Annotated in this window: 18 protein-coding genes and 1 tRNA gene; 7 read left to right on the forward strand and 12 right to left on the reverse strand. The window is 32.2% G+C overall.

The window, feature by feature from the left end; genetic code table 11:
- The first annotated feature begins 230 nt into the window (after window positions 1-230).
- On the forward strand, window positions 231-875 hold the full coding sequence (gene sigH, locus RBH29_RS08340; RefSeq protein ID WP_306696331.1) for an RNA polymerase sporulation sigma factor SigH: 645 nt from the start codon (window positions 231-233) through the stop codon (window positions 873-875).
- Between the two features lie 221 nt (window positions 876-1,096).
- Here the strand turns inward: sigH and RBH29_RS08345 are convergent, their stop codons facing one another.
- The 3 genes from RBH29_RS08345 to RBH29_RS08355 all read right to left on the reverse strand — a co-directional run bounded on the left by RBH29_RS08345 (window position 1,097) and on the right by RBH29_RS08355 (window position 2,743).
- Window positions 1,097-1,819: a peptidylprolyl isomerase gene (locus tag RBH29_RS08345; RefSeq protein WP_306696332.1), complete on the reverse strand. Its 723-nt coding sequence runs from the start codon at window positions 1,817-1,819 to the stop codon at window positions 1,097-1,099.
- A gap of 115 nt (window positions 1,820-1,934) precedes the next feature.
- Window positions 1,935-2,408, reverse strand: coding sequence for a PHD finger domain-containing protein (locus RBH29_RS08350; protein ID WP_306696333.1), 474 nt, complete (start codon window positions 2,406-2,408; stop codon window positions 1,935-1,937).
- Entirely contained in the window at window positions 2,405-2,743 is a 339-nt protein-coding gene (locus tag RBH29_RS08355; protein WP_306696334.1) for a YtrH family sporulation protein, read from the reverse strand. Before RBH29_RS08355 ends, RBH29_RS08350 begins: the two co-directional genes overlap by 4 nt.
- Before the next feature lie 173 nt (window positions 2,744-2,916).
- Here RBH29_RS08355 and RBH29_RS08360 point away from each other — a divergent pair, with 173 nt between their 5' ends.
- Both RBH29_RS08360 and RBH29_RS08365 read left to right on the forward strand, forming a co-directional pair.
- Window positions 2,917-3,864 carry a Na/Pi cotransporter family protein gene (locus RBH29_RS08360; protein WP_306696335.1) on the forward strand — a complete coding sequence of 316 codons (948 nt, stop codon included), beginning with the start codon at window positions 2,917-2,919 and terminating at the stop codon, window positions 3,862-3,864.
- Window positions 3,865-4,151: 287 nt separating this feature from the next.
- A complete protein-coding gene (locus RBH29_RS08365) occupies window positions 4,152-6,041 on the forward strand; it encodes an LTA synthase family protein (RefSeq protein ID WP_306696336.1) in 1,890 nt (629 codons plus the stop codon).
- Window positions 6,042-6,157: 116 nt separating this feature from the next.
- On the opposite strand, the gene RBH29_RS08370 is transcribed toward RBH29_RS08365, so the two are convergent.
- Entirely contained in the window at window positions 6,158-6,652 is a 495-nt protein-coding gene (locus RBH29_RS08370; protein ID WP_306696337.1) for an SEC-C metal-binding domain-containing protein, read from the reverse strand.
- Between the two features lie 107 nt (window positions 6,653-6,759).
- Window positions 6,760-7,410 carry a class I SAM-dependent methyltransferase gene (locus RBH29_RS08375; protein ID WP_306696338.1) on the reverse strand — a complete coding sequence of 217 codons (651 nt, stop codon included), beginning with the start codon at window positions 7,408-7,410 and terminating at the stop codon, window positions 6,760-6,762.
- 330 nt (window positions 7,411-7,740) lie between these two features.
- On the opposite strand from RBH29_RS08375, the gene RBH29_RS08380 reads away from it, so the two are divergent.
- Window positions 7,741-10,794 carry a glycosyl hydrolase gene (locus RBH29_RS08380; RefSeq protein ID WP_306696339.1) on the forward strand — a complete coding sequence of 1,018 codons (3,054 nt, stop codon included), beginning with the start codon at window positions 7,741-7,743 and terminating at the stop codon, window positions 10,792-10,794.
- Window positions 10,795-10,832: 38 nt separating this feature from the next.
- Here the strand turns inward: RBH29_RS08380 and wrbA are convergent, their stop codons facing one another.
- Window positions 10,833-11,444, reverse strand: coding sequence for an NAD(P)H:quinone oxidoreductase (gene wrbA, locus RBH29_RS08385; RefSeq protein ID WP_306696340.1), 612 nt, complete (start codon window positions 11,442-11,444; stop codon window positions 10,833-10,835).
- 120 nt (window positions 11,445-11,564) lie between these two features.
- Here wrbA and RBH29_RS08390 point away from each other — a divergent pair.
- Window positions 11,565-11,640 (forward strand) — tRNA-Thr (locus tag RBH29_RS08390).
- A gap of 242 nt (window positions 11,641-11,882) precedes the next feature.
- Here RBH29_RS08390 and RBH29_RS08395 read toward each other — a convergent pair.
- The 6 genes from RBH29_RS08395 to RBH29_RS08420 form a co-directional block, all read right to left on the reverse strand.
- On the reverse strand, window positions 11,883-12,020 hold the full coding sequence (locus RBH29_RS08395) for a nucleotide-binding protein (protein WP_306696341.1): 138 nt from the start codon (window positions 12,018-12,020) through the stop codon (window positions 11,883-11,885).
- A gap of 103 nt (window positions 12,021-12,123) precedes the next feature.
- A complete protein-coding gene (locus RBH29_RS08400) occupies window positions 12,124-12,624 on the reverse strand; it encodes a DUF3368 domain-containing protein (protein WP_306696342.1) in 501 nt (166 codons plus the stop codon).
- The gene (locus RBH29_RS08405; protein ID WP_306696344.1) at window positions 12,617-12,916 is read right to left on the reverse strand and encodes a UPF0175 family protein; all 300 of its coding nucleotides are present in this window, start codon (window positions 12,914-12,916) and stop codon (window positions 12,617-12,619) included. Before RBH29_RS08405 ends, RBH29_RS08400 begins: the two co-directional genes overlap by 8 nt.
- A gap of 420 nt (window positions 12,917-13,336) precedes the next feature.
- The gene (locus RBH29_RS08410; protein WP_306696345.1) at window positions 13,337-14,122 is read right to left on the reverse strand and encodes a nucleotidyl transferase AbiEii/AbiGii toxin family protein; all 786 of its coding nucleotides are present in this window, start codon (window positions 14,120-14,122) and stop codon (window positions 13,337-13,339) included.
- A 168-nt stretch (window positions 14,123-14,290) separates the two neighbouring features.
- Window positions 14,291-14,977, reverse strand: coding sequence for a GSU2403 family nucleotidyltransferase fold protein (locus tag RBH29_RS08415; RefSeq protein WP_306696346.1), 687 nt, complete (start codon window positions 14,975-14,977; stop codon window positions 14,291-14,293).
- Window positions 14,974-15,270: a hypothetical protein gene (locus RBH29_RS08420; protein WP_306696347.1), complete on the reverse strand. Its 297-nt coding sequence runs from the start codon at window positions 15,268-15,270 to the stop codon at window positions 14,974-14,976. Before RBH29_RS08420 ends, RBH29_RS08415 begins: the two co-directional genes overlap by 4 nt.
- Before the next feature lie 487 nt (window positions 15,271-15,757).
- On the opposite strand from RBH29_RS08420, the gene RBH29_RS08425 reads away from it, so the two are divergent.
- Both RBH29_RS08425 and RBH29_RS08430 read left to right on the forward strand, forming a co-directional pair.
- Entirely contained in the window at window positions 15,758-16,342 is a 585-nt protein-coding gene (locus RBH29_RS08425) for a sugar O-acetyltransferase (protein ID WP_306696348.1), read from the forward strand.
- 543 nt (window positions 16,343-16,885) lie between these two features.
- Window positions 16,886-17,812 (forward strand): DNA cytosine methyltransferase, encoded by a 927-nt coding sequence (locus RBH29_RS08430; protein WP_306696349.1) that lies wholly within the window; start codon window positions 16,886-16,888, stop codon window positions 17,810-17,812.
- Window positions 17,813-17,817 lie beyond the last annotated feature (5 nt).

Raw genomic sequence — 17,817 nt, forward strand, 5'->3', positions numbered from 1 at the left:
AAAGTGAGAAGGCATTGATGAATAGATACAATAGTTTGGAAATCAAGGCAATAAAAAATAAATATCCATACTTGACACATGAAGTGCTCTAGTGTATAATGCTTATGGGTGTGTTTTGATTTTAGGTGAAAAACTGCTGATTCTATTTGTATTCAGTTTTTCATAATAATTCTATTCTGTATATCTAGCCTTAAAACCTTATAGCTAACAAAACAAAAGGGGGCGTTATTTTGAAGTCAAACGCGCAAATGGAAACAGTGAAAATTTTTAGCACTATGCTTGATGAAGAAATAATTGAAGATAGTAGAGCTGGTAATCATAAGGCCCTCGAGTATTTAATCGATAAGTATAGGGGTTTTGTTCGAGCAAAGGCAAGAACCTACTTTCTTATTGGTGCAGACAGGGAAGATATAATTCAAGAAGGTATGATAGGTCTCTACAAGGCAATAAGAGATTTTAAAGTGGACAAGCTTTCATCTTTTCGTGCCTTTGCAGAGCTTTGCATAACAAGGCAGATTATAACTGCAATAAAGACTGCAACAAGACAAAAGCATATTCCATTGAATTCATACGTTTCACTTAATAAGCCTATATTTGATGAGGAATCTGATCGTACACTTATGGATGTAATAAGTGAAGAAAATATTAGCGACCCTGAAGAAATGGTTATAAATCGAGAAGAGTTTTCAGGTATTGAGGCAAAAATGGGTGAGGTTCTAAGTGGCTTAGAATGTGATGTTTTATCATCATATTTACAAGGAAAGTCTTATCAGGAGATTGCCAAAGATTTGGACAGGCATGTAAAGTCTATAGACAATGCATTACAGAGAGTAAAACGTAAGTTGGAAAAACATCTTGAAGAAACCAATTCATAGGTTGCATTTGGTGTATTTTTTATCAAACAATAAAAATATAATTTAAAAATTGTAAGAGATAAATTTCTAAAAGTAAATTGAGTATATATAAAATCTTTATAGTAAGGTTTTTGTTGTACAATTTTCTTGTCTAAAGCTGAAATAGGTTTATTACAAGAAAAATGGCTGCAAAGGATTTATTTTATAGCCTTTGCAGCCTTAAATTTGCCCTCAATATATTGTTATTCAAATTCTTTAATTTCAATGCTTATTATTTTTATTTCTTCTTCTGGTCTGTCTCTTCCATCCACCTCAACAGAAGTTATTTCATCTACAACATCTAGACCTTCATAAACCTGTCCAAATACCGTATGATTGTCATCAAGGTGTGGAGTTCCTCCAACCTGATAGTATTTTTCCAATAATTCCCGGCTGGCTCCAGCCTGTCCAGCAGCTCTTAATGAATCAGCACCTACTTCTTTATTTTGTACTATAAAAAATTGACTGTTATTTGTGTTAGGGCCACTGTTTGCCATAGAAAGGGCTCCTCTAAAGTGGCGAATTGAATCGTCAAACTCATCTTCAAAAGGCTCCCCCCAAATACTCCTTCCACCAGTACCAGTACCTAAAGGATCTCCGCCTTGAATCATAAAATCATCCATTACTCTATGGAAAATCAAGTCATCGTAGTATCCATCCTGTGCATGGGTTGTAAAATTTTCAACAGCCATTGGAGCAATGTCGGGAAAAAGTCTAATTTTAATATCCCCCATACTTGTAGTCATAACGGCAATGGTTTCACCAGGCTGCGGAATCTTAAGCTGCTCAAATTCCATTTTTGGCTCTGTAATGTCTTCTTTACCACCAGCGTGTTTTTCTAAATCCGAATCACTGAATTTTGAGTCACATGCTGTGCTAAACAAAGTTACCATAATTAAAAAAACAAAAAATATTTTTCTAAACATATTTCTCTCCACCTCATACACTGTATTTTATTTTTAATATATTTATATTAAACAGCATTTTAAGGTGTTTTGCAATAAGTTATTTTAAAAATTAAATAATTGTTAACACTTTTAATTAAATCATCTTAACAGTTACCCATATCTTAAATACATCTGATAAAAGTATTCTGTCAACTCTGAGCCTGTATTGATCTTTTTCTATAATAAAAACGTCTCTATCTACAACTTCTACTAAAAGTTCTAAATCAAGAGAATTAACTTCTTTTCCTAAGACATTTTTATATTGAGTTTTTATATGTTTTTCAAACTCAATTTTATCAAAAGTATCTTCTTCAATGTCATCGTAAATTAGGTATACTAAAATGTCCTTTACTATAAATTTATCTTTATCCAACTCTTCCAACGATTCTTTTAGTTTTTTATATTTTATTTCGCTTTCTTCTATTACATTTTCTAAAGACACAATTTTTTCGTGATAACTGTCAATTCTATAACTAATTAAAGCGCTCATCACTGTACAGCCAATTAAAATTCCTGTTAGCAAGCCTGCTATAGAGCAAATTAAAAATTTAACTATTACTGTTTTCATTTTATCATTGACTCCCCACATTTTTGAATTAGTCTTATAAACCCATACCCCATATTTGCTCCTAAAACTGCTACAACGACATAAATAGCTTGCTTTAATATTGATTTAATCTCACCTCTAAATATGCCTTTTTCAATTACTTCGAAGGAAGAAAAAGTTCCACCTAAAGCAACTGCTACAGCCCATATTTTAACTGAACTTGCTATGTTAAACATAGTCTTTAAAGGTGGGTGGTCATTAATCAGGGCACCTATTCCTGCTAAAAGACTGGCACCAACAATTACCCCAAAGGATATTAAAAAATTGTATATTATATTGCTCGGTAATGAAAACATATTTGTCACCAAGTTTAAGATGGTATCTTCTAATATAATCTATGACTGGGGTTGGGAAATTATTCTTTAAAAAGCTGTTCTAATTTAGAATTAAAATAATTATCTTTATAGCAGGGATAAAATGCCTAGTCCTTAAAATGAGGTCTTTGAATAATATAGGAGAAATTTTGGTTATGATTTTAATTATCTTAAATTTTGTTGTTGGAACAGGTTTAATTATGTATGGTGTAAATTTGATGAGCAGTGGACTTGAAAGTGCAAATTTAAAGGTAATAAAAAAGCTGCTTTTTAAGTTTACAGGAAAAGTTTTTTCAGCTTTTTTAACAGGTACCTTTGTTACAGCATTAGTTCAAAGCAGCACAGCGGTGACAGTTATAACTGTGGGGCTAGTAAATTCTGGATTAATAAAGTTATCTCAGGCTGTTGGAATAATATATGGTGCAAACATAGGAACAACAATTACTGCACAGCTTATGTCTGTAAAAGTTAATAAAACAGCATATATAATTGTTCTTTTAGGTGTGCTGTTAAAATGTATATCCAAAAAAAAATCTTCAAAAAGCTTTGGTTCTGCACTTTTAGGCTTAGGGCTTATGTTTTCGGGTTTTAATATTTTAAATTTAAGTGTGTCCTGTATAGAGCAAAGCACTGTTGTTCATGAAATATTTCAAAAATATGGTCAAAATTGGCTTGTGGGTATTATTATCGGAATGATAAGTACAATGATTGTACACAGCAGCAGTGCAACGGTAGGAATAACAATAGCTCTTTTTAATTCTAACTTAATAAGCTTTGCAACAGCTTTAGGACTGACATTTGGTGATAACATTGGAACATGCATTACTGCTCAAATAGCAAGTCTTAAAATGGGGATAAACGGTAAAAGAACTGCGTGGGCACATACACTTTATAATATAATCGGAGTACTTGTGGCACTTATATTTTTTATACCATTTACGAGAATGATACAGGAAATCACATGTTATATAGGTCAGGACAAAAGCAGATTGGTGGCAAATGCACATACTGTTTTTAATATAGTAAGTGCTGTAGTATTTCTTCCCATTACAAGATATTATGTTAAGTTCATTGAGTGGATTATACCAAGCAAAACTCGCTAATGCTTAAAAGATTGCGCTCCTCTTCCACGTTGTATTAACATGCTCTATAATTTGCTCCACAATGTTTCTTTCATACTTTCATGTTTTTTCGGTCACTTAAATAACATGTCCCCTATATTTAATAGGAAATTATTAATAAATTATTAATAAAATGTTCATAAAATATTAATAGCTTTATTATATGCTTTATTGTAAAATAGTAGATAAATTATACAATGTAATTATTAAGTTTTAGGGGAGTAAAACTTTAATATGTATAAAATTATAGAACAGGGGTCATATTTGTTATGTTAAAAAGTATTGAAACTATAAAAAAGAATCCACACTACGGTGAGACATTATATTGGGTTCTTTTTATTTTTGCTGTTTTGATGAAATGTATCTATTTTCAATTTGCCACTCAGTTAAATAGCAGACCGTATTTATCATTTACAAATTTAATGATGATGCTATCATCTTTTGCAATTATTTTGATTATATCTGCTCTTGTAGCGTTAGTATTTAATAGAAAAAGAATACTTGCTTTATTTATTGTTAATTTTCTGCTAACTGTATTGTTAATAGCAGATACTAATTTTTTTAGGTACTATTATGATTTAATAAGCATACCTGTGTTTAATAATCTTGATAGCAGAATAATGAATACAGTCAATCAGAGTGTACCAAGTCTTCTTAATTTAAAAGACATAGTTTTTATTGCGGATTTACCTATAATGTTTGCAGGGCTTATTATTTTAAATAAAAGAGTAGAAAAGATAAAGTTTCGTAAAAGGGCATTAAGATCGCTAACTTTATTGACAATAGGTCTTGTAACTTTTTTAACTGTTTACCCAAAAGCAGAAGTTACTACATTTGCGTACAGTAATAACTATTCTACTCAAAATCTTGGAGTGTTTTACTCTCACTTTTACAGCACAAAATCATTTATAAGGGAAAATATATTTAGATGTGGTGACCTCGAAGAGGATAAGAAAAATATGATAAAAGATATGTTTAAAGATAAAAACAAGAGTAGAACAGGGGATAGATATTTTGGCGTTGCAGAAGACAAAAACCTTATTATAGTTCAAATGGAGTCTATACAAAGCTTTGTAATAGGAGAGTCTATAAATGGGGAGGAAATAACCCCTAATTTAAACAGACTCATTGATGACAGTCTTTATTTTGACAATATATATTATCAAACGGCAGGAGGAAATACGTCAGATGCGGAGTTTTTATTTAATACTTCCCTTTACCCGGTGGAAGAAGGAGCTGTATACTATAGATTTTATGAAAATACTTACCATTCTCTGCCGTTAACGTTAAAGGATAAGGGCTATGATACATATTCTCTTCATGGATTTGACAAAGACTTTTGGAATAGAAATGAAATGTACGAAGCTATTGGATTTGACAATTTTTTCAGTGCCAAAGACTATGAAATGGATGAATTTGCAGGATGGCAGGGGGATGCGTTAAGCGATTTATCATTTTTCAGGCAGTCTATTGATAAAATTGATACATCCAATCCTTTTTATGGTTTTTTTGTAACGCTTTCTTGTCATCACCCTTATGATTACTTTGAAGATTTTGAATATGATGTTGGAGAGCTAGAGGGAACTTATTTAGGAAATTACATTAAGGCGGCAAATTATGCCGATGAGTGCATAGGTTATTTTATAGAAGAACTTAAAAAACGTGATTTATACAATGACAGTCTGTTGGTTTTATATGGAGACCACAAAGCTATTCCTAAAGTACATGCAGATAAATTATTTGAATTTTTAGAAATAGAAGACAGGGAAGATAATTGGGCAAAGATTCAAAAAGTACCTCTTGTGATGAGATACCCTGATCAGGAAACCTCAGAGATATTAAGTGGTATCGGTGGACAGATTGATATCCTGCCAACTATATCAAATATGATGGGATTTGATTTTCCATATGCATTAGGAAAGGACTTGTTAAATACAGATGAACAGTATGCAATATTTAGAAATGGTTCTATAATTACAAATGATTATGTGTATATTAATTGTTCACGAAATGTGTATGATTATAAAGATGGAAATTTATTAGATATAGAGCCTTATGAAGAAGAGATTTCTTCATACTTAAAAGAACTTGAAGTTTCGGATATTATTATTACGAAAGATGTGTTTAAGGGAACTGATTTAGTAATAGACAAAAAATAGTAGCCAATTCTCATCTAAATCATTGGGATTTTGCTAGGTTACTTATTAAGAGATTACTTAGCTAAATATAAGAGCAACGCCACCTTATAGAAGGAAGAGTTGCTCTTATATTTCACTTACTTTCCACAGCATTTTTTATATTTTTTTCCGCTTCCACATGGACATGGCTCATTTCTACCTACTTTATCGCTAACAGCCATTTTTGATCTGTTATAGTCCTTAGTCATTTTGTCACGTTTTTCTTTTGAAAAGATATTGTCCCATGCTTGAAGGGTGTAAAGCCAGTTAGCTTTTGCATCAAGCATATTATAAAAAAGGGCAGTAAGGTCAACGTCTAATTTTATATGAGAATCTTCTTCTAATGAATCAAGATCCAACTCCTTTAAAAGGCTTTCATTAATTCCATCTAGGAAACCTAAAAAATATGTATTTTTCATGTCAAGCTTTTTGGCAAGTTCGCCTACAGTACCCTCTATAACTTCATCGTGATGACTAAGTATATACTCATAAGTGTTTTTTTCCTGTAGAAGATAATCATTCCAAAACTTATTATGTTCTACTTCATTTCTCTCTCTATCCGCAATTTCTTTCCATTGACTATATATACTCATGTTTGATTTATCTCTCCTTCTTATTTTTCTTATTCTAAGGCTTCATCTAAAGCCTAGATGTTTAGTTTTAGCTAAACCAGTTTACTTCTAAATAATTATAACATAAATTATTTTTTTATTACAGCTTTTATTCTAAAAACGTCTCTAGCCCTTCCAAACCCCAGCCTTTTTGACCATTGGGTGTCAAATTTTTTTAAATCTTCATTTGTTACAATGTCAGTTTCTACAATATCAATTCCACAGGACTGGTATATTGGAATAAGATTACTTTTTATATATTCAACAGACAAGTTTGGCAGTTCTCTGCGGCTCATTTCTCCTGCTTCATGAAGGTTGTTGTATGTAAACCATATTTCAACATCGGCCTTTGGTGGTTTGGCAATTTTAACAACATTGTTTAAAATAACACTGTTTCCCTTTACCACTCCTTCTAAAAGGCTTCCCCATGGAAGGTTTATATATATATTATCAGCTTTATTATCCAGCTGACAGGGTAAATCTTCAGCTGCTGCAATTACATACAAAGCATTTGTAATTCCCCCTTTAGCTGGCTTCTTTATAGACTTAGATGAAAACTCCGTCATATTTTCAGCAACAGGGTCAATGCCGATATAAAAATTGTTTGGATTACTTTTAGCATTTTTATAGGTAAATCTGCCATTGCCTGTCCCAATATCAACAATGACCGAGTCATAATTATTAATTATTTTATCAAAATTAAAATCTTCGAGTATTGTTTTTCCCTTCAGTATTCTCAATATAAACAATCCTTTACAAGCTATTTTTTAATATTAAGATTATAGCATTTTTGTGTATTCAAATACAAGGAAGAAAAACTAGGGTGGTGCCTGAAGCCTCCATGTTTAGCTTTAGCTAAACTAGTTCACTTTTTCATTTGTAAAAACTATGTGGATATATTTTGAAAAGCACACCAATTAGATTGTAGCAACTTATGGTATATGATATAATTTTTTTGTAGACATGTATATTTTGAAATGAGCGAATTTGCTATTATAAATAAAATTTTGGGTTAAGATGGGGAATTTGTTTTATAAAAAAATAAAATTTTTATATAGGGAGGCGTTTTTTTGTTTAAAAAGATTAATGCAATAATTTGTATTTTAGTAATGTTTTGCACCACCTCTTTGTTTTTGCAAAACAATGTATCAGCATTTGAAGGAGAAGTGAAAGTAGGAGAGGGAAGTTATTCCACTGTATTACCTTCAGGTGCGGAAAATGCCCAATCGACAATATATAGGACAGGCAATGTAAAAGGGCCTATGTCAACAAATGATTGGTGGAGTTCAACAGCGTTTTTACAGTACTCAGAGCGTCAGCATCCTCATCCCCTTGGCATGATAAATAAAGAGGAAGGAATTCAGGTGTATTATCCCGGTTCTTCAATATTTGCCAATGAAAATGCCATAGCTGGTTGGATGAACTTACCAGAGGATACCTCTGATGATTTCACAATAGGTCATTCTTCTGTAAATGCATTTCCAGACACAAAAGTTGACAGTTACAGTGACTGGTTTGTTACTAATTTATTTTCAAGCGGCTCTAATTCAATGAGAGTAACATATGGTTCAGGTTCGCCATATCTTTATTTTGACTATGCAGGTGGAAATCCAAAATTGACATTTGGAAGAGCTCCTTATATATGGTCAGGAGATGCCAATTCAAAAGTTCTAGGTATTACCATAAATGAAAGGCATTATGGCTTATTTGGTCCAGAAGGATCTACTTGGTCAGGTATAGGGACTACAACACTTACAAATAATTTAGGTAATAGTGATTATTTTTCAGTGGCATTATTGCCAGATAACAGCCAAGAGACTCTTTCAAAATTCACACAATATGCCTATTCCCATGTAACAGATACAAAAGCAGATTTTGTGTACAATGAGGATAGAGGTGAAGTTGTCACAACTTTTACATATACAACAGAGGTAAAAGAGGGAAGTGAAACAGGAACACTTTTTGCACTGTATCCTCACCAATGGAGACATACAGACAGTGATTTATTAAACTATTCATATGAAACTGTAAAAGGTGAAATGAGACTTGGAAAAGGAAACGGCTTTCAAACAAAAATGAAGTATACAGGAGTGTTGCCAACGCTTCCTGATCTGGGTACATATGAAAAAGAGCGTTTAAATAACTATATAAACAGTGAAGCTGGGAATACTCCTAATTTAGCTGTTGACACTTACAATGTAGGGAAGGAATTAGGTAAGGCAGCAGTTTTAGCTCCAATTGCAGAACAGTTGGGGAATACGGAAGCTTTAAATGCATTTCACAATAGAATAAAGCAAGGTCTTGAAACCTGGTTTACAGCAAGTGATTATCATGGAAATCTTAAAGATTCCACAGTTTTTTATTACAATGACATATGGGGAACAATGATTGGCTATCAGGACAGTCATGGAAGTGGCCCTTTAATAAATGACCATCACTTTCACTTTGGCTACTATGTCAAAGCGGCAGCAGAAATTGCCAGACTTGATTCTAATTGGGCGTCCCAGTCCAACTGGGGAGGCATGGTAGAATTGTTGATAAGTGATTTTGCAGGAGGCAGAGACGATGATTTATTTCCCTATCTTCGAAATTTTGATTCATATTCGGGACATTCCTGGGCTTCAGGTAATGCAAACTTTGGAGATGGAAACAATCAGGAGTCTTCATCAGAGGCAATGAACGCATGGACAGCTATGATATTGTGGGGAGAAGCAACAGGAAATACAGAAATAAGAGATAGAGGAATATATTTATATACAACTGAAATGCATGCAATTAACGAGTATTGGTTTGACGTACACCAGAGTAATTTTCACAGCGATTATCCCCATGATCAAATTGCCATGGTGTGGGGTGGAAAGTTGGTTAATGGCACATGGTGGTCAGAAAATCCAGAGGAAATTCACGGCATAAATTGGCTTCCACTACATGGAGGATCCTTGTATCTTGGACATTATCCTGAATATGTGGATAGAAACTATACAGATTTGCTAAATCGCCGTCAATCTACAGATTGGCTTTTGTGGGATGATTTAATCTGGATGTACCGTGCAATGTCAAATCCATCTGATGCAATAAATCAGATGAATGCAGGAATTGATGATGATTCAAATTGGCTGGAAGCTGGAAATACCAAAGCACATACCTATCACTGGATACACAATTTTAATGCTGTTGGGAATGTTGATAGAGATGTAACTTCAAATCATCCTGTTTATGCTGTGTTTAACAAGGACGGGGAAAGGACATATGTTGCCTACAACTATAATGATTCTCCAGTAACAGTATTATTTTCAGATGGAAAAGCCATTAAAGTGGAGGCAAATTCTATGGCAGCATTAACAGCTGAAGAAGCTATGAATTGGGAACAACGACCAATACCAGAATGTACATCACCACCACCAAGACCAGAGCGACCAGTACCAGTACCAGTGGTAACACCAACTCCACCTGTAGCGGAGGGTTTGGTTATAGATGATTTTGACAGTTCTTCTCAGTGGGATTCGGGTAAAAATGACCTTGGAGAGGATATTGTAATAAATGGAGGGATTTACAATTTAGAAGCTAACACCAACCTATATTTCTTTTATGATGGTGGAAATAGTCCTGAATCATTTGATACATATATAAACAGGGATATTTCTTCTTACAGCCACCTAGTGTTAAATATAAAGGGAGGCTCAGGAGGCGAAGAGACATCCCTAGATATTATTTTAAATGATGGTACAGACCGAGGTGTTCCATTATCAGACTATGGAAGTTTAACTACAGACTACAAAGATATTAAAATACCTCTTTCAGACTTTGGAGCAGATTTGACAAATATTAATTATTTGAGGTTTGAAGGAACAGGAACTGCAAAAGTTATAAGAATAAATGAAATAAAAACAGGTGCTTTAGAGAGTGATTTTATATATGGTGATATTAATGGAGATGGGGAAGTAGATTCAAATGACTATATTTTATTGAGTAGATATTTATTAGAGATTACAGATAGTTTTCCTACTGCTTTTGGTGAGCAGGCAGCAGACTTAAACGGGGACGGCACTATAGATTCTACAGATGCCACTATTTTAAAAAGGTATCTACTTGAAATAATGAATGAGTTTCCTGTAGAAAATTAAAAAGAATGCCCTCCATATGGGGGGCATATCTTTTAAAATTATTTTGCCAATTTAGCTGCAATGCCAGCTACATACTTTCCTTGAAACTTAGCTCCAGCCAGCTCCCTTTCAGATGGCATCCTGCTTCCATCTCCACCTGCAATAGTTGTGGCACCATAGGGAGATCCACCTGTGATTTCCTCTAAAGTAGTTTGATCACTAAAGCTATAAGGAAGTCCTGCAATAATCATACCGTGATGAAGCAAAGTGGTATGGAAAGTTAAAATAGTTGACTCTTGACCTCCATGTTGTGTTGCTGTGCTCGTAAAGACACTGCCCACTTTTCCGACCAATGCACCTTCTGCCCACAAACCACCTGTTCCATCTAAAAACTGTCTCATTTGACCAGCCATATTTCCAAATCGAGTTGGAGTTCCAAATATAATTCCATCAGCACTGGTTAATTCATCAACAGTGCAAACTGGTATATGTTCAAAGGTTTTTGCTGCATCAAAAGCACCAATTTGTTTTAATAAATCTTCTGAAAGAGTTTCAGGGACTCTTCTTAAAACAACTTCTGCACCTTCAACTTCTTTAGCTCCTTCTGCAACAGCTTCTGCCATCTTATATATATGACCATAAGCAGAATAAAATAGAATCAATATTTTCATAAAATCAGCTCCTTAGTTTTTCTTTTGTTAAATATATATCCATATATTTAACTCTAAAACATAAAATTTAAACTGGACTTATTAAAATATAAATGTTATAATTGTTTTGTTTCAAATAATGCCCTCATAGCTCAGTAGGTAGAGTGCATCCATGGTAAGGATGAGGTCACCGGTTCAAGCCCGGTTGAGGGCTCCAAAGTAAAAGGTCTTGAAGTGTTCAAGGTCTTGGAGATATTCCTTTAGTATGATGTCAATTCTTGATGCTCTATGAAATTCTGCATTTATTTCTTCTATGTGGCTGCTAGGGAGGAGGTCTAAATTGTTTCTTGCCTTTATTATGCAGTCCTCTATTTTTGAAGCATTTCTTCTGTCTACGAAGTCGTAAAAGGTCTTTTGGTAAAGGTCATCTGAAAAGCCTAGAAATAGGCTTGAGTCATTTTAACCATCTAAGTCAATTAGAAGTACTTTAAATCCTAACTTGGCTAAATCATGAGAGAACTGAACAGATATTGTACTCTTGCCAACATTTAACATAGCAATCTTTTTTATGGGGATTCCTCCTCGTTTTTTTTGCAAACAAAAAACTACTTTCAAAAATTAAAAATAGTTTTGGTTATAAATACAAAATTATAAAATTCTAAAATGAAGTATTAATTAAATCCAACTGATTGGAATATTTTCAGATTTCATTTTCTTTTTTTAAAATGTCTTCATATAATTTTTGCGATATTCTGTATCCTTTTTCTAATAATACGTCAATAAAAGGGTTTATTTTATCTATCTTTTCTTCCTGTTTTGCAATCCTTAAAATACCTAATGTTCCTATTGGAGTCAATAAAAAAGACTTTGCTCCGTTTCTTGCTGTTTTTTCATCAATCAGAACAAAATCGACATTTAACTCACTTCCACCAACTATTGTTTCAATTTCTCCTTTATGCATTCTACCAATCATTTTTCTTATCAATATTTCATCTTTTACACTGTAAACTTTAATTTTTCCTTCATCCACTGCAGATGTTACTTCTCTTTTTCCATAATCAACTTCGTTTTCTGAATTTATAATTTCACAAAATACCCCATTAGGAATATATACAACATCAAATAAATTCCATAACAAATATAGCTTGCCAATCATTGATAGTGCAATAAGGGGACTAGTGTTGCTAATTATTTTACTCATTATGCCCTTTCTCCTCTGAATATTTCATTATTGCAAAGTCATCTTCTTCAACATGTTGGTCTGTATACTCCATCCAGGGAATTTTTCTACTTACTAAAATATCTATAAAATTAGCCAAGGGTTTACCTGCAAGCTCTGCTGCTTTTTCAAGTGTAACTGATTTATCAACAAACAGTCCTATTGATAAAGAAAGCCTAAATTTTTCATTTAGAGATTTTCCATATCCGGTTTTATCAATAATCTGTATAAATTCATCAGGTATATTTAAACCATTTGCATTATCTGTTAACATGACTTTTTACCTCCTGATATTAAAGTTTTTCTATAAGTAGATTATTAATTAATTATACCATACTTATATTATAACTTGAATAAGTATATTTGTAAAAAATTATAATTCATATAATTGGTTATACAGTGTGTACTTTTTCTTTGCAGTACAAAAATTGAAGATTACCACATTTCTATAAGTTCATTACATGGTTTGTGAATGGGTTGTTTTTAATTTTTGTGTTGCTCAAAGGCCTTTAAATAACTAGCTTTGCCAACCTTGATACTATCCATGGTAAGGATGAGGTCACCGGTTCAAGCCCGGTTGAGGGCTCCAAAGTAAAAGGTTTTGAAGTTTTTCAAGGGCTTTTTTTGTTGCTTTTGATTATGGGTGAATTTAAAATCGTGTTTAAAAATATTCCAGAAACTTAAGTTTCGCAGTCTAGAGCCTGTAAATAGCTATTTTTCCTCTTATGATATATTTGCTCCATCTTTTTTTCAAACTTTCACTTGATTCAAGTATTTCGATTCTCTTTTCAAGTTCATTAAAAATGTGAGTTGTTTCTCTATGAACTGAAGTCTTTTTTAATGCTTCAGAAAACACAGTACCATTATAAGATTGGGTTTTATTTAAAATATATACATCATAAAAATCTCTTGGCCTTGTATTTAATTCTCCCCTTCTTAAAATGGTTTCAATCTTTTCAGCTAATACAGTTTCAATATTGTATGCCCAAACATCGATAGTTTTTTCTTCAAAAATCATCTTTAATTGATACAAGATTTCTTTTGGTGTAATTGCATCGCCAGTTGTTATATCGATTTGCATAGGTGTGACTATAGTATCATAATTAGCTTGTATACTAATTCTAAAACCACCATATGTATCATCTTCTCGTATTTTATTTATGTCTAAAAAAGAGAAAGACACATCATCATTTATAGCTATATTGCATATTGTTTTAATTACCTTAGTCAAGGAATCACTATTAATTGGATAGTTCTTAATCGTTGCATCCATATCCATTGTTGACCGATTGTCAATTCCAATTAGTGCAGCAATTAACATACCACCTTTTAGAATGAAATTATCCTTATAGTCTGATTTTGATAATCGTTCAAGAAACCTTTCAAACATATAGTTTTGCAGGACAACTTGAGCAGACATATCTTTTTTCTTTGCAAGATTTCTGATTTTTGATTTAAGACTCATAGCCTTATGGTTCATAATAACACCTCTAAGTAGTTTTTAATAATTTATTCAACACAGCAATCTTTTTCATGGGGATTCCTCCTCGATTTTTTTGGCAAACAAAAAACTACTTTCAAAATTTAAAAGTAGTTTTAGTTGAAAATCTAAATATTCATTTTTGACGTTTATGTAATATTGTAAAAGTTACTTATCAAAATTAAAGCATGGATAAAGTTCAATTAAATTTTCTTTGCATACTGCATTAACTTTTTTTGTATTGTTTTTTGATAAATTATAATAAATATTTTTTAGTTGATTTATTTCCCCTTCATCATTAAATGCATATTCAAGAAGATTCTTAATTGCCCGAATGTCTTTTTCTTTTTTGATATCTCTATTTTTATTGATAATCAGTTTGTGTATTATATATGCAGGTGGTGTTGGTATCCATAAACTAAAGTTATTTACTTCAAGTTTTATGGAATTATCACAAAGAATATCAAGATGTCTTAATCCTTCGGCTTTTACATTAAGAGAATCGACTTTATAAGGTTCAATTTTTCCTTTACCCATTTCTCTTACAATAAACTCTAATTCTATTACCGCAGACTTATAAAATTTTGAAACACCCGTTAGGGGATCTTCATTATATATATAACCGTGATCGCTAAGGATAGAGGGAAGACTTATATTAGTTTTGAATTGTCGTAAATTTTTAATCAAAATATCCATATCCATAGTTTTTAAATTTGAAATAAAGCCTTTGTTTTTATAGTAAGACAATTCAAAAATGTATTCAGCCCAACTACCTATAATAATAAAATTATCAAGCAAATTATATTGAGAGAATAATTTAATAACTTCCCAGAAAACGTCTTTTTGTTTACTCACATTCTAACCACCTTTTTAGTAATTTTCATATCTTCTCTAATTTCTTTAAGATCCTTTTTGTATTGGTTTCGTAGAAGAACTTTTTTATTTATATCATCTAAATCTTCAGGTTTAATATATTTAGTCAATACCTTGTTCCCATTTCTATAGACTAAATAAGAATAATTTTTATTATTTATTTTTTTATTCACAATGCTTCCTTTTGGTAAAGAATCGATTTTTTGCATATAACTTTGTTCCATTTGTTTAAGCCGTTCGAGTTCTTCTTTTAACATGTCTTTTATAATTGCCATAATAAATACACTCCTTAACCTACAAATTTAAATAATTTATAGTCTTGTAGGTTAATTATATTATAACCTACATTTATATTTTTATCAATATGATGTAGGTTAAACCTGAAAATTTTTGAACATGATTTTAAATAAAAATTAACAATTATTATGGTATTCAATACATTAGTGCTACAAAAATTAAAGATTACCACATTTCTATAAGTTCATTCCAAGGTTTGTGGATGGGTTGTTTTAAATTTTTGTTGTTACTTTCTCATCCATTATTAATATTGGAGAAGTTATAAAATCGATAGTGTATTTTTGTCAACCTAAATTAAGATATAAAAGTTTTTGTTCTGTATAATAATAAAGTATATAGTGAACCCGTTTAGCTAAAGCTAAATATCAAGGCTTCAGGTAAAGGAGGTCTGAAGATTTATAAGAGGAACTTCACCTTATAGGTAGAATCTTAGAATAAGATGAAAGAATTTTGGAGGTAATTCTTATGTCAGTAAGAGAAAAAATGTTAAACGGTGAATATTATATTAGTTGGGATAAAGAGTTGACTGAGGAAAGAGAAAAAGCTAAGGATATACTGTTTGAATTTAATAACCTCAAGCCCTCGTTAAGAGCAGAAAGAGAAGGGATTATTCGAAAATTGTTTGGGAAAACAGGTGATAATTGTTGGATTGAATCACCATTTAATTGTGATTATGGGTCTAATATATTTGTTGGTGATAATTTTTACACAAATACAAATTGCTGTATTTTAGATTGTGCAAAAGTTACAATAGGTGATAATGTGTTGATAGGTCCTAATGTAGGAATTTATACACCAGAACATGCCTTTAATAGTGAAGAACGTGGGAAAGGTTATGAACGTGCTCTTCCTGTAGAAATTGGTGATAATGTATGGATATGCGGAGGAGTTACCATTACTGGTGGAGTGAAAATAGGTTCAAATACAATTATTGGTGCAGGAAGTATTGTAATAAAGGATATACCAGAAGATGTAATTGCAGCAGGAAACCCTGCTCGAGTAATTAGAAAAATAACAGAGCAAGATAAAATGTTTGTAAAGTCAAAATAAGAATTAAGTATTTTTTAGAAAAACATATCGTTTCTCTTATTTAATAATAGGTTACAAATTACACCTAATTTTGCCCTATCATACAATGCCTAAAATAATTGTGAGCACGATTTTTATTTTTTACAATATTATCGATAAGTTTTGTTTTTTATTTTAGGACAAAATCATAAGTGCTATATTAAGACATTATTATAAATGAATCATATTGTGAATTGCCTGATAATGGTGCATGTTATTTATGTGAATGAAAATATGGAAGAAACATTGTGGAGCAAGTTGTAGAGCGTGTTAATATGACGAGGAAAGGGAGAGCATTGTTTGAGCGACAGCGAGATTTGCTCGACCCCGAGGAGTATTTACAGGCTCTAAACTGCGTAACTTTAGTTTCTGGAATATTGTTCTTCACATTAAATATATACACTTGCCTGATAAAATGAAATGTATTTTGTCAGGCAAGTATGTTATAATCTAAGTTCGTATAGGCTTGATTAAAATGGCGTATTATATCATAATAAGAACAAACGTTCTTTTGGAGGTTGTGGCATGAAAACATTGTCATTGTTTGCTGGAGCGGGCGGTCTGGATATGGGATTTAAAAATGCTGGGTTTGAGATTGTTTGGGCAAATGATATCAATAAAGATGCTTGTGAAACTCATAAAGGGTGGTCTGACTCAGTAATTGTAAATGAAGATATAAAAAATATTTCAATTAATTCTTTGCCTGATGTAGAAGCAATACTTGGTGGATTTCCATGTCAGGGATTCTCATTAGCAGGTCCAAGAAAAGTTTATGATAGTAGAAATCTGTTATATAGATTTTATGTAGAAGCTGTTAATGAAAAAAAACCAGCAATATTTGTTGCTGAAAATGTCAAAGGTATATTGACCTTAGGTGGTGGAGAAGTAATAAAGAAGATTAAAAGAGACTTTGAAAAAGCTGGTGATGGATATAATGTCAGTGTACAAAAGGTTAACTCATCAGATTATGGAGTGGCTCAAGATCGTGTAAGAGTATTTATTATAGGAATTAGTAAGCATTTCAAAAGAAAAGATACGTTCGTAATTAATGAAGCATTAAAAGAAAAAGTTGTGCTTCGAGACATTTTGTTTGATTCAAATGATTTTGAAGAGGAGGATTTGTGTACTGCTCCGTATTCATCACGTTTTATGAGTAGAAATAGAAAACGTGATTGGGACGAGTTTTCCTATACAATTCCAGCTATGGCAAAACAAGTCACATTGCATCCAAGTTCTCCTGATATGATAAAACTTGGGAAGAACAAATGGATATTCGGGGAAGGTATAACAAGAAGGTATACATGGAGAGAAGCAGCATTAGTTCAATCATTCCCAGCAGACCTTGAATTTTATGGAGATATGGTGTCTAAATATCGTCAGATTGGTAATGCAGTGCCGGTTAAATTGGCAGAAAAGATTGGGTTGATGATTAATGATTATATAGCTATTTAGCGAAT

Origin of the sequence: Herbivorax alkaliphila (assembly GCF_030848475.1) — a bacterium.
In the GTDB taxonomy this organism is placed as follows: domain Bacteria; phylum Bacillota; class Clostridia; order Acetivibrionales; family Acetivibrionaceae; genus Herbivorax.

Coding starts and splice junctions, on each gene's coding strand:
- RBH29_RS08425 (WP_306696348.1), top strand. CDS start 15,758: ATGTCAGTAAGAGAAAAAATGTTAAACGGTGAATATTATATTAGTTGG.
- RBH29_RS08400 (WP_306696342.1), bottom strand. CDS start 12,624: ATGAGTAAAATAATTAGCAACACTAGTCCCCTTATTGCACTATCAATG.
- RBH29_RS08410 (WP_306696345.1), bottom strand. CDS start 14,122: ATGAACCATAAGGCTATGAGTCTTAAATCAAAAATCAGAAATCTTGCA.
- RBH29_RS08350 (WP_306696333.1), bottom strand. CDS start 2,408: ATGAAAACAGTAATAGTTAAATTTTTAATTTGCTCTATAGCAGGCTTG.
- RBH29_RS08345 (WP_306696332.1), bottom strand. CDS start 1,819: ATGTTTAGAAAAATATTTTTTGTTTTTTTAATTATGGTAACTTTGTTT.
- RBH29_RS08405 (WP_306696344.1), bottom strand. CDS start 12,916: ATGTTAACAGATAATGCAAATGGTTTAAATATACCTGATGAATTTATA.
- RBH29_RS08370 (WP_306696337.1), bottom strand. CDS start 6,652: ATGAGTATATATAGTCAATGGAAAGAAATTGCGGATAGAGAGAGAAAT.
- RBH29_RS08355 (WP_306696334.1), bottom strand. CDS start 2,743: ATGTTTTCATTACCGAGCAATATAATATACAATTTTTTAATATCCTTT.
- RBH29_RS08420 (WP_306696347.1), bottom strand. CDS start 15,270: ATGGCAATTATAAAAGACATGTTAAAAGAAGAACTCGAACGGCTTAAA.
- RBH29_RS08365 (WP_306696336.1), top strand. CDS start 4,152: ATGTTAAAAAGTATTGAAACTATAAAAAAGAATCCACACTACGGTGAG.
- RBH29_RS08360 (WP_306696335.1), top strand. CDS start 2,917: ATGATTTTAATTATCTTAAATTTTGTTGTTGGAACAGGTTTAATTATG.
- RBH29_RS08430 (WP_306696349.1), top strand. CDS start 16,886: ATGAAAACATTGTCATTGTTTGCTGGAGCGGGCGGTCTGGATATGGGA.
- wrbA (WP_306696340.1), bottom strand. CDS start 11,444: ATGAAAATATTGATTCTATTTTATTCTGCTTATGGTCATATATATAAG.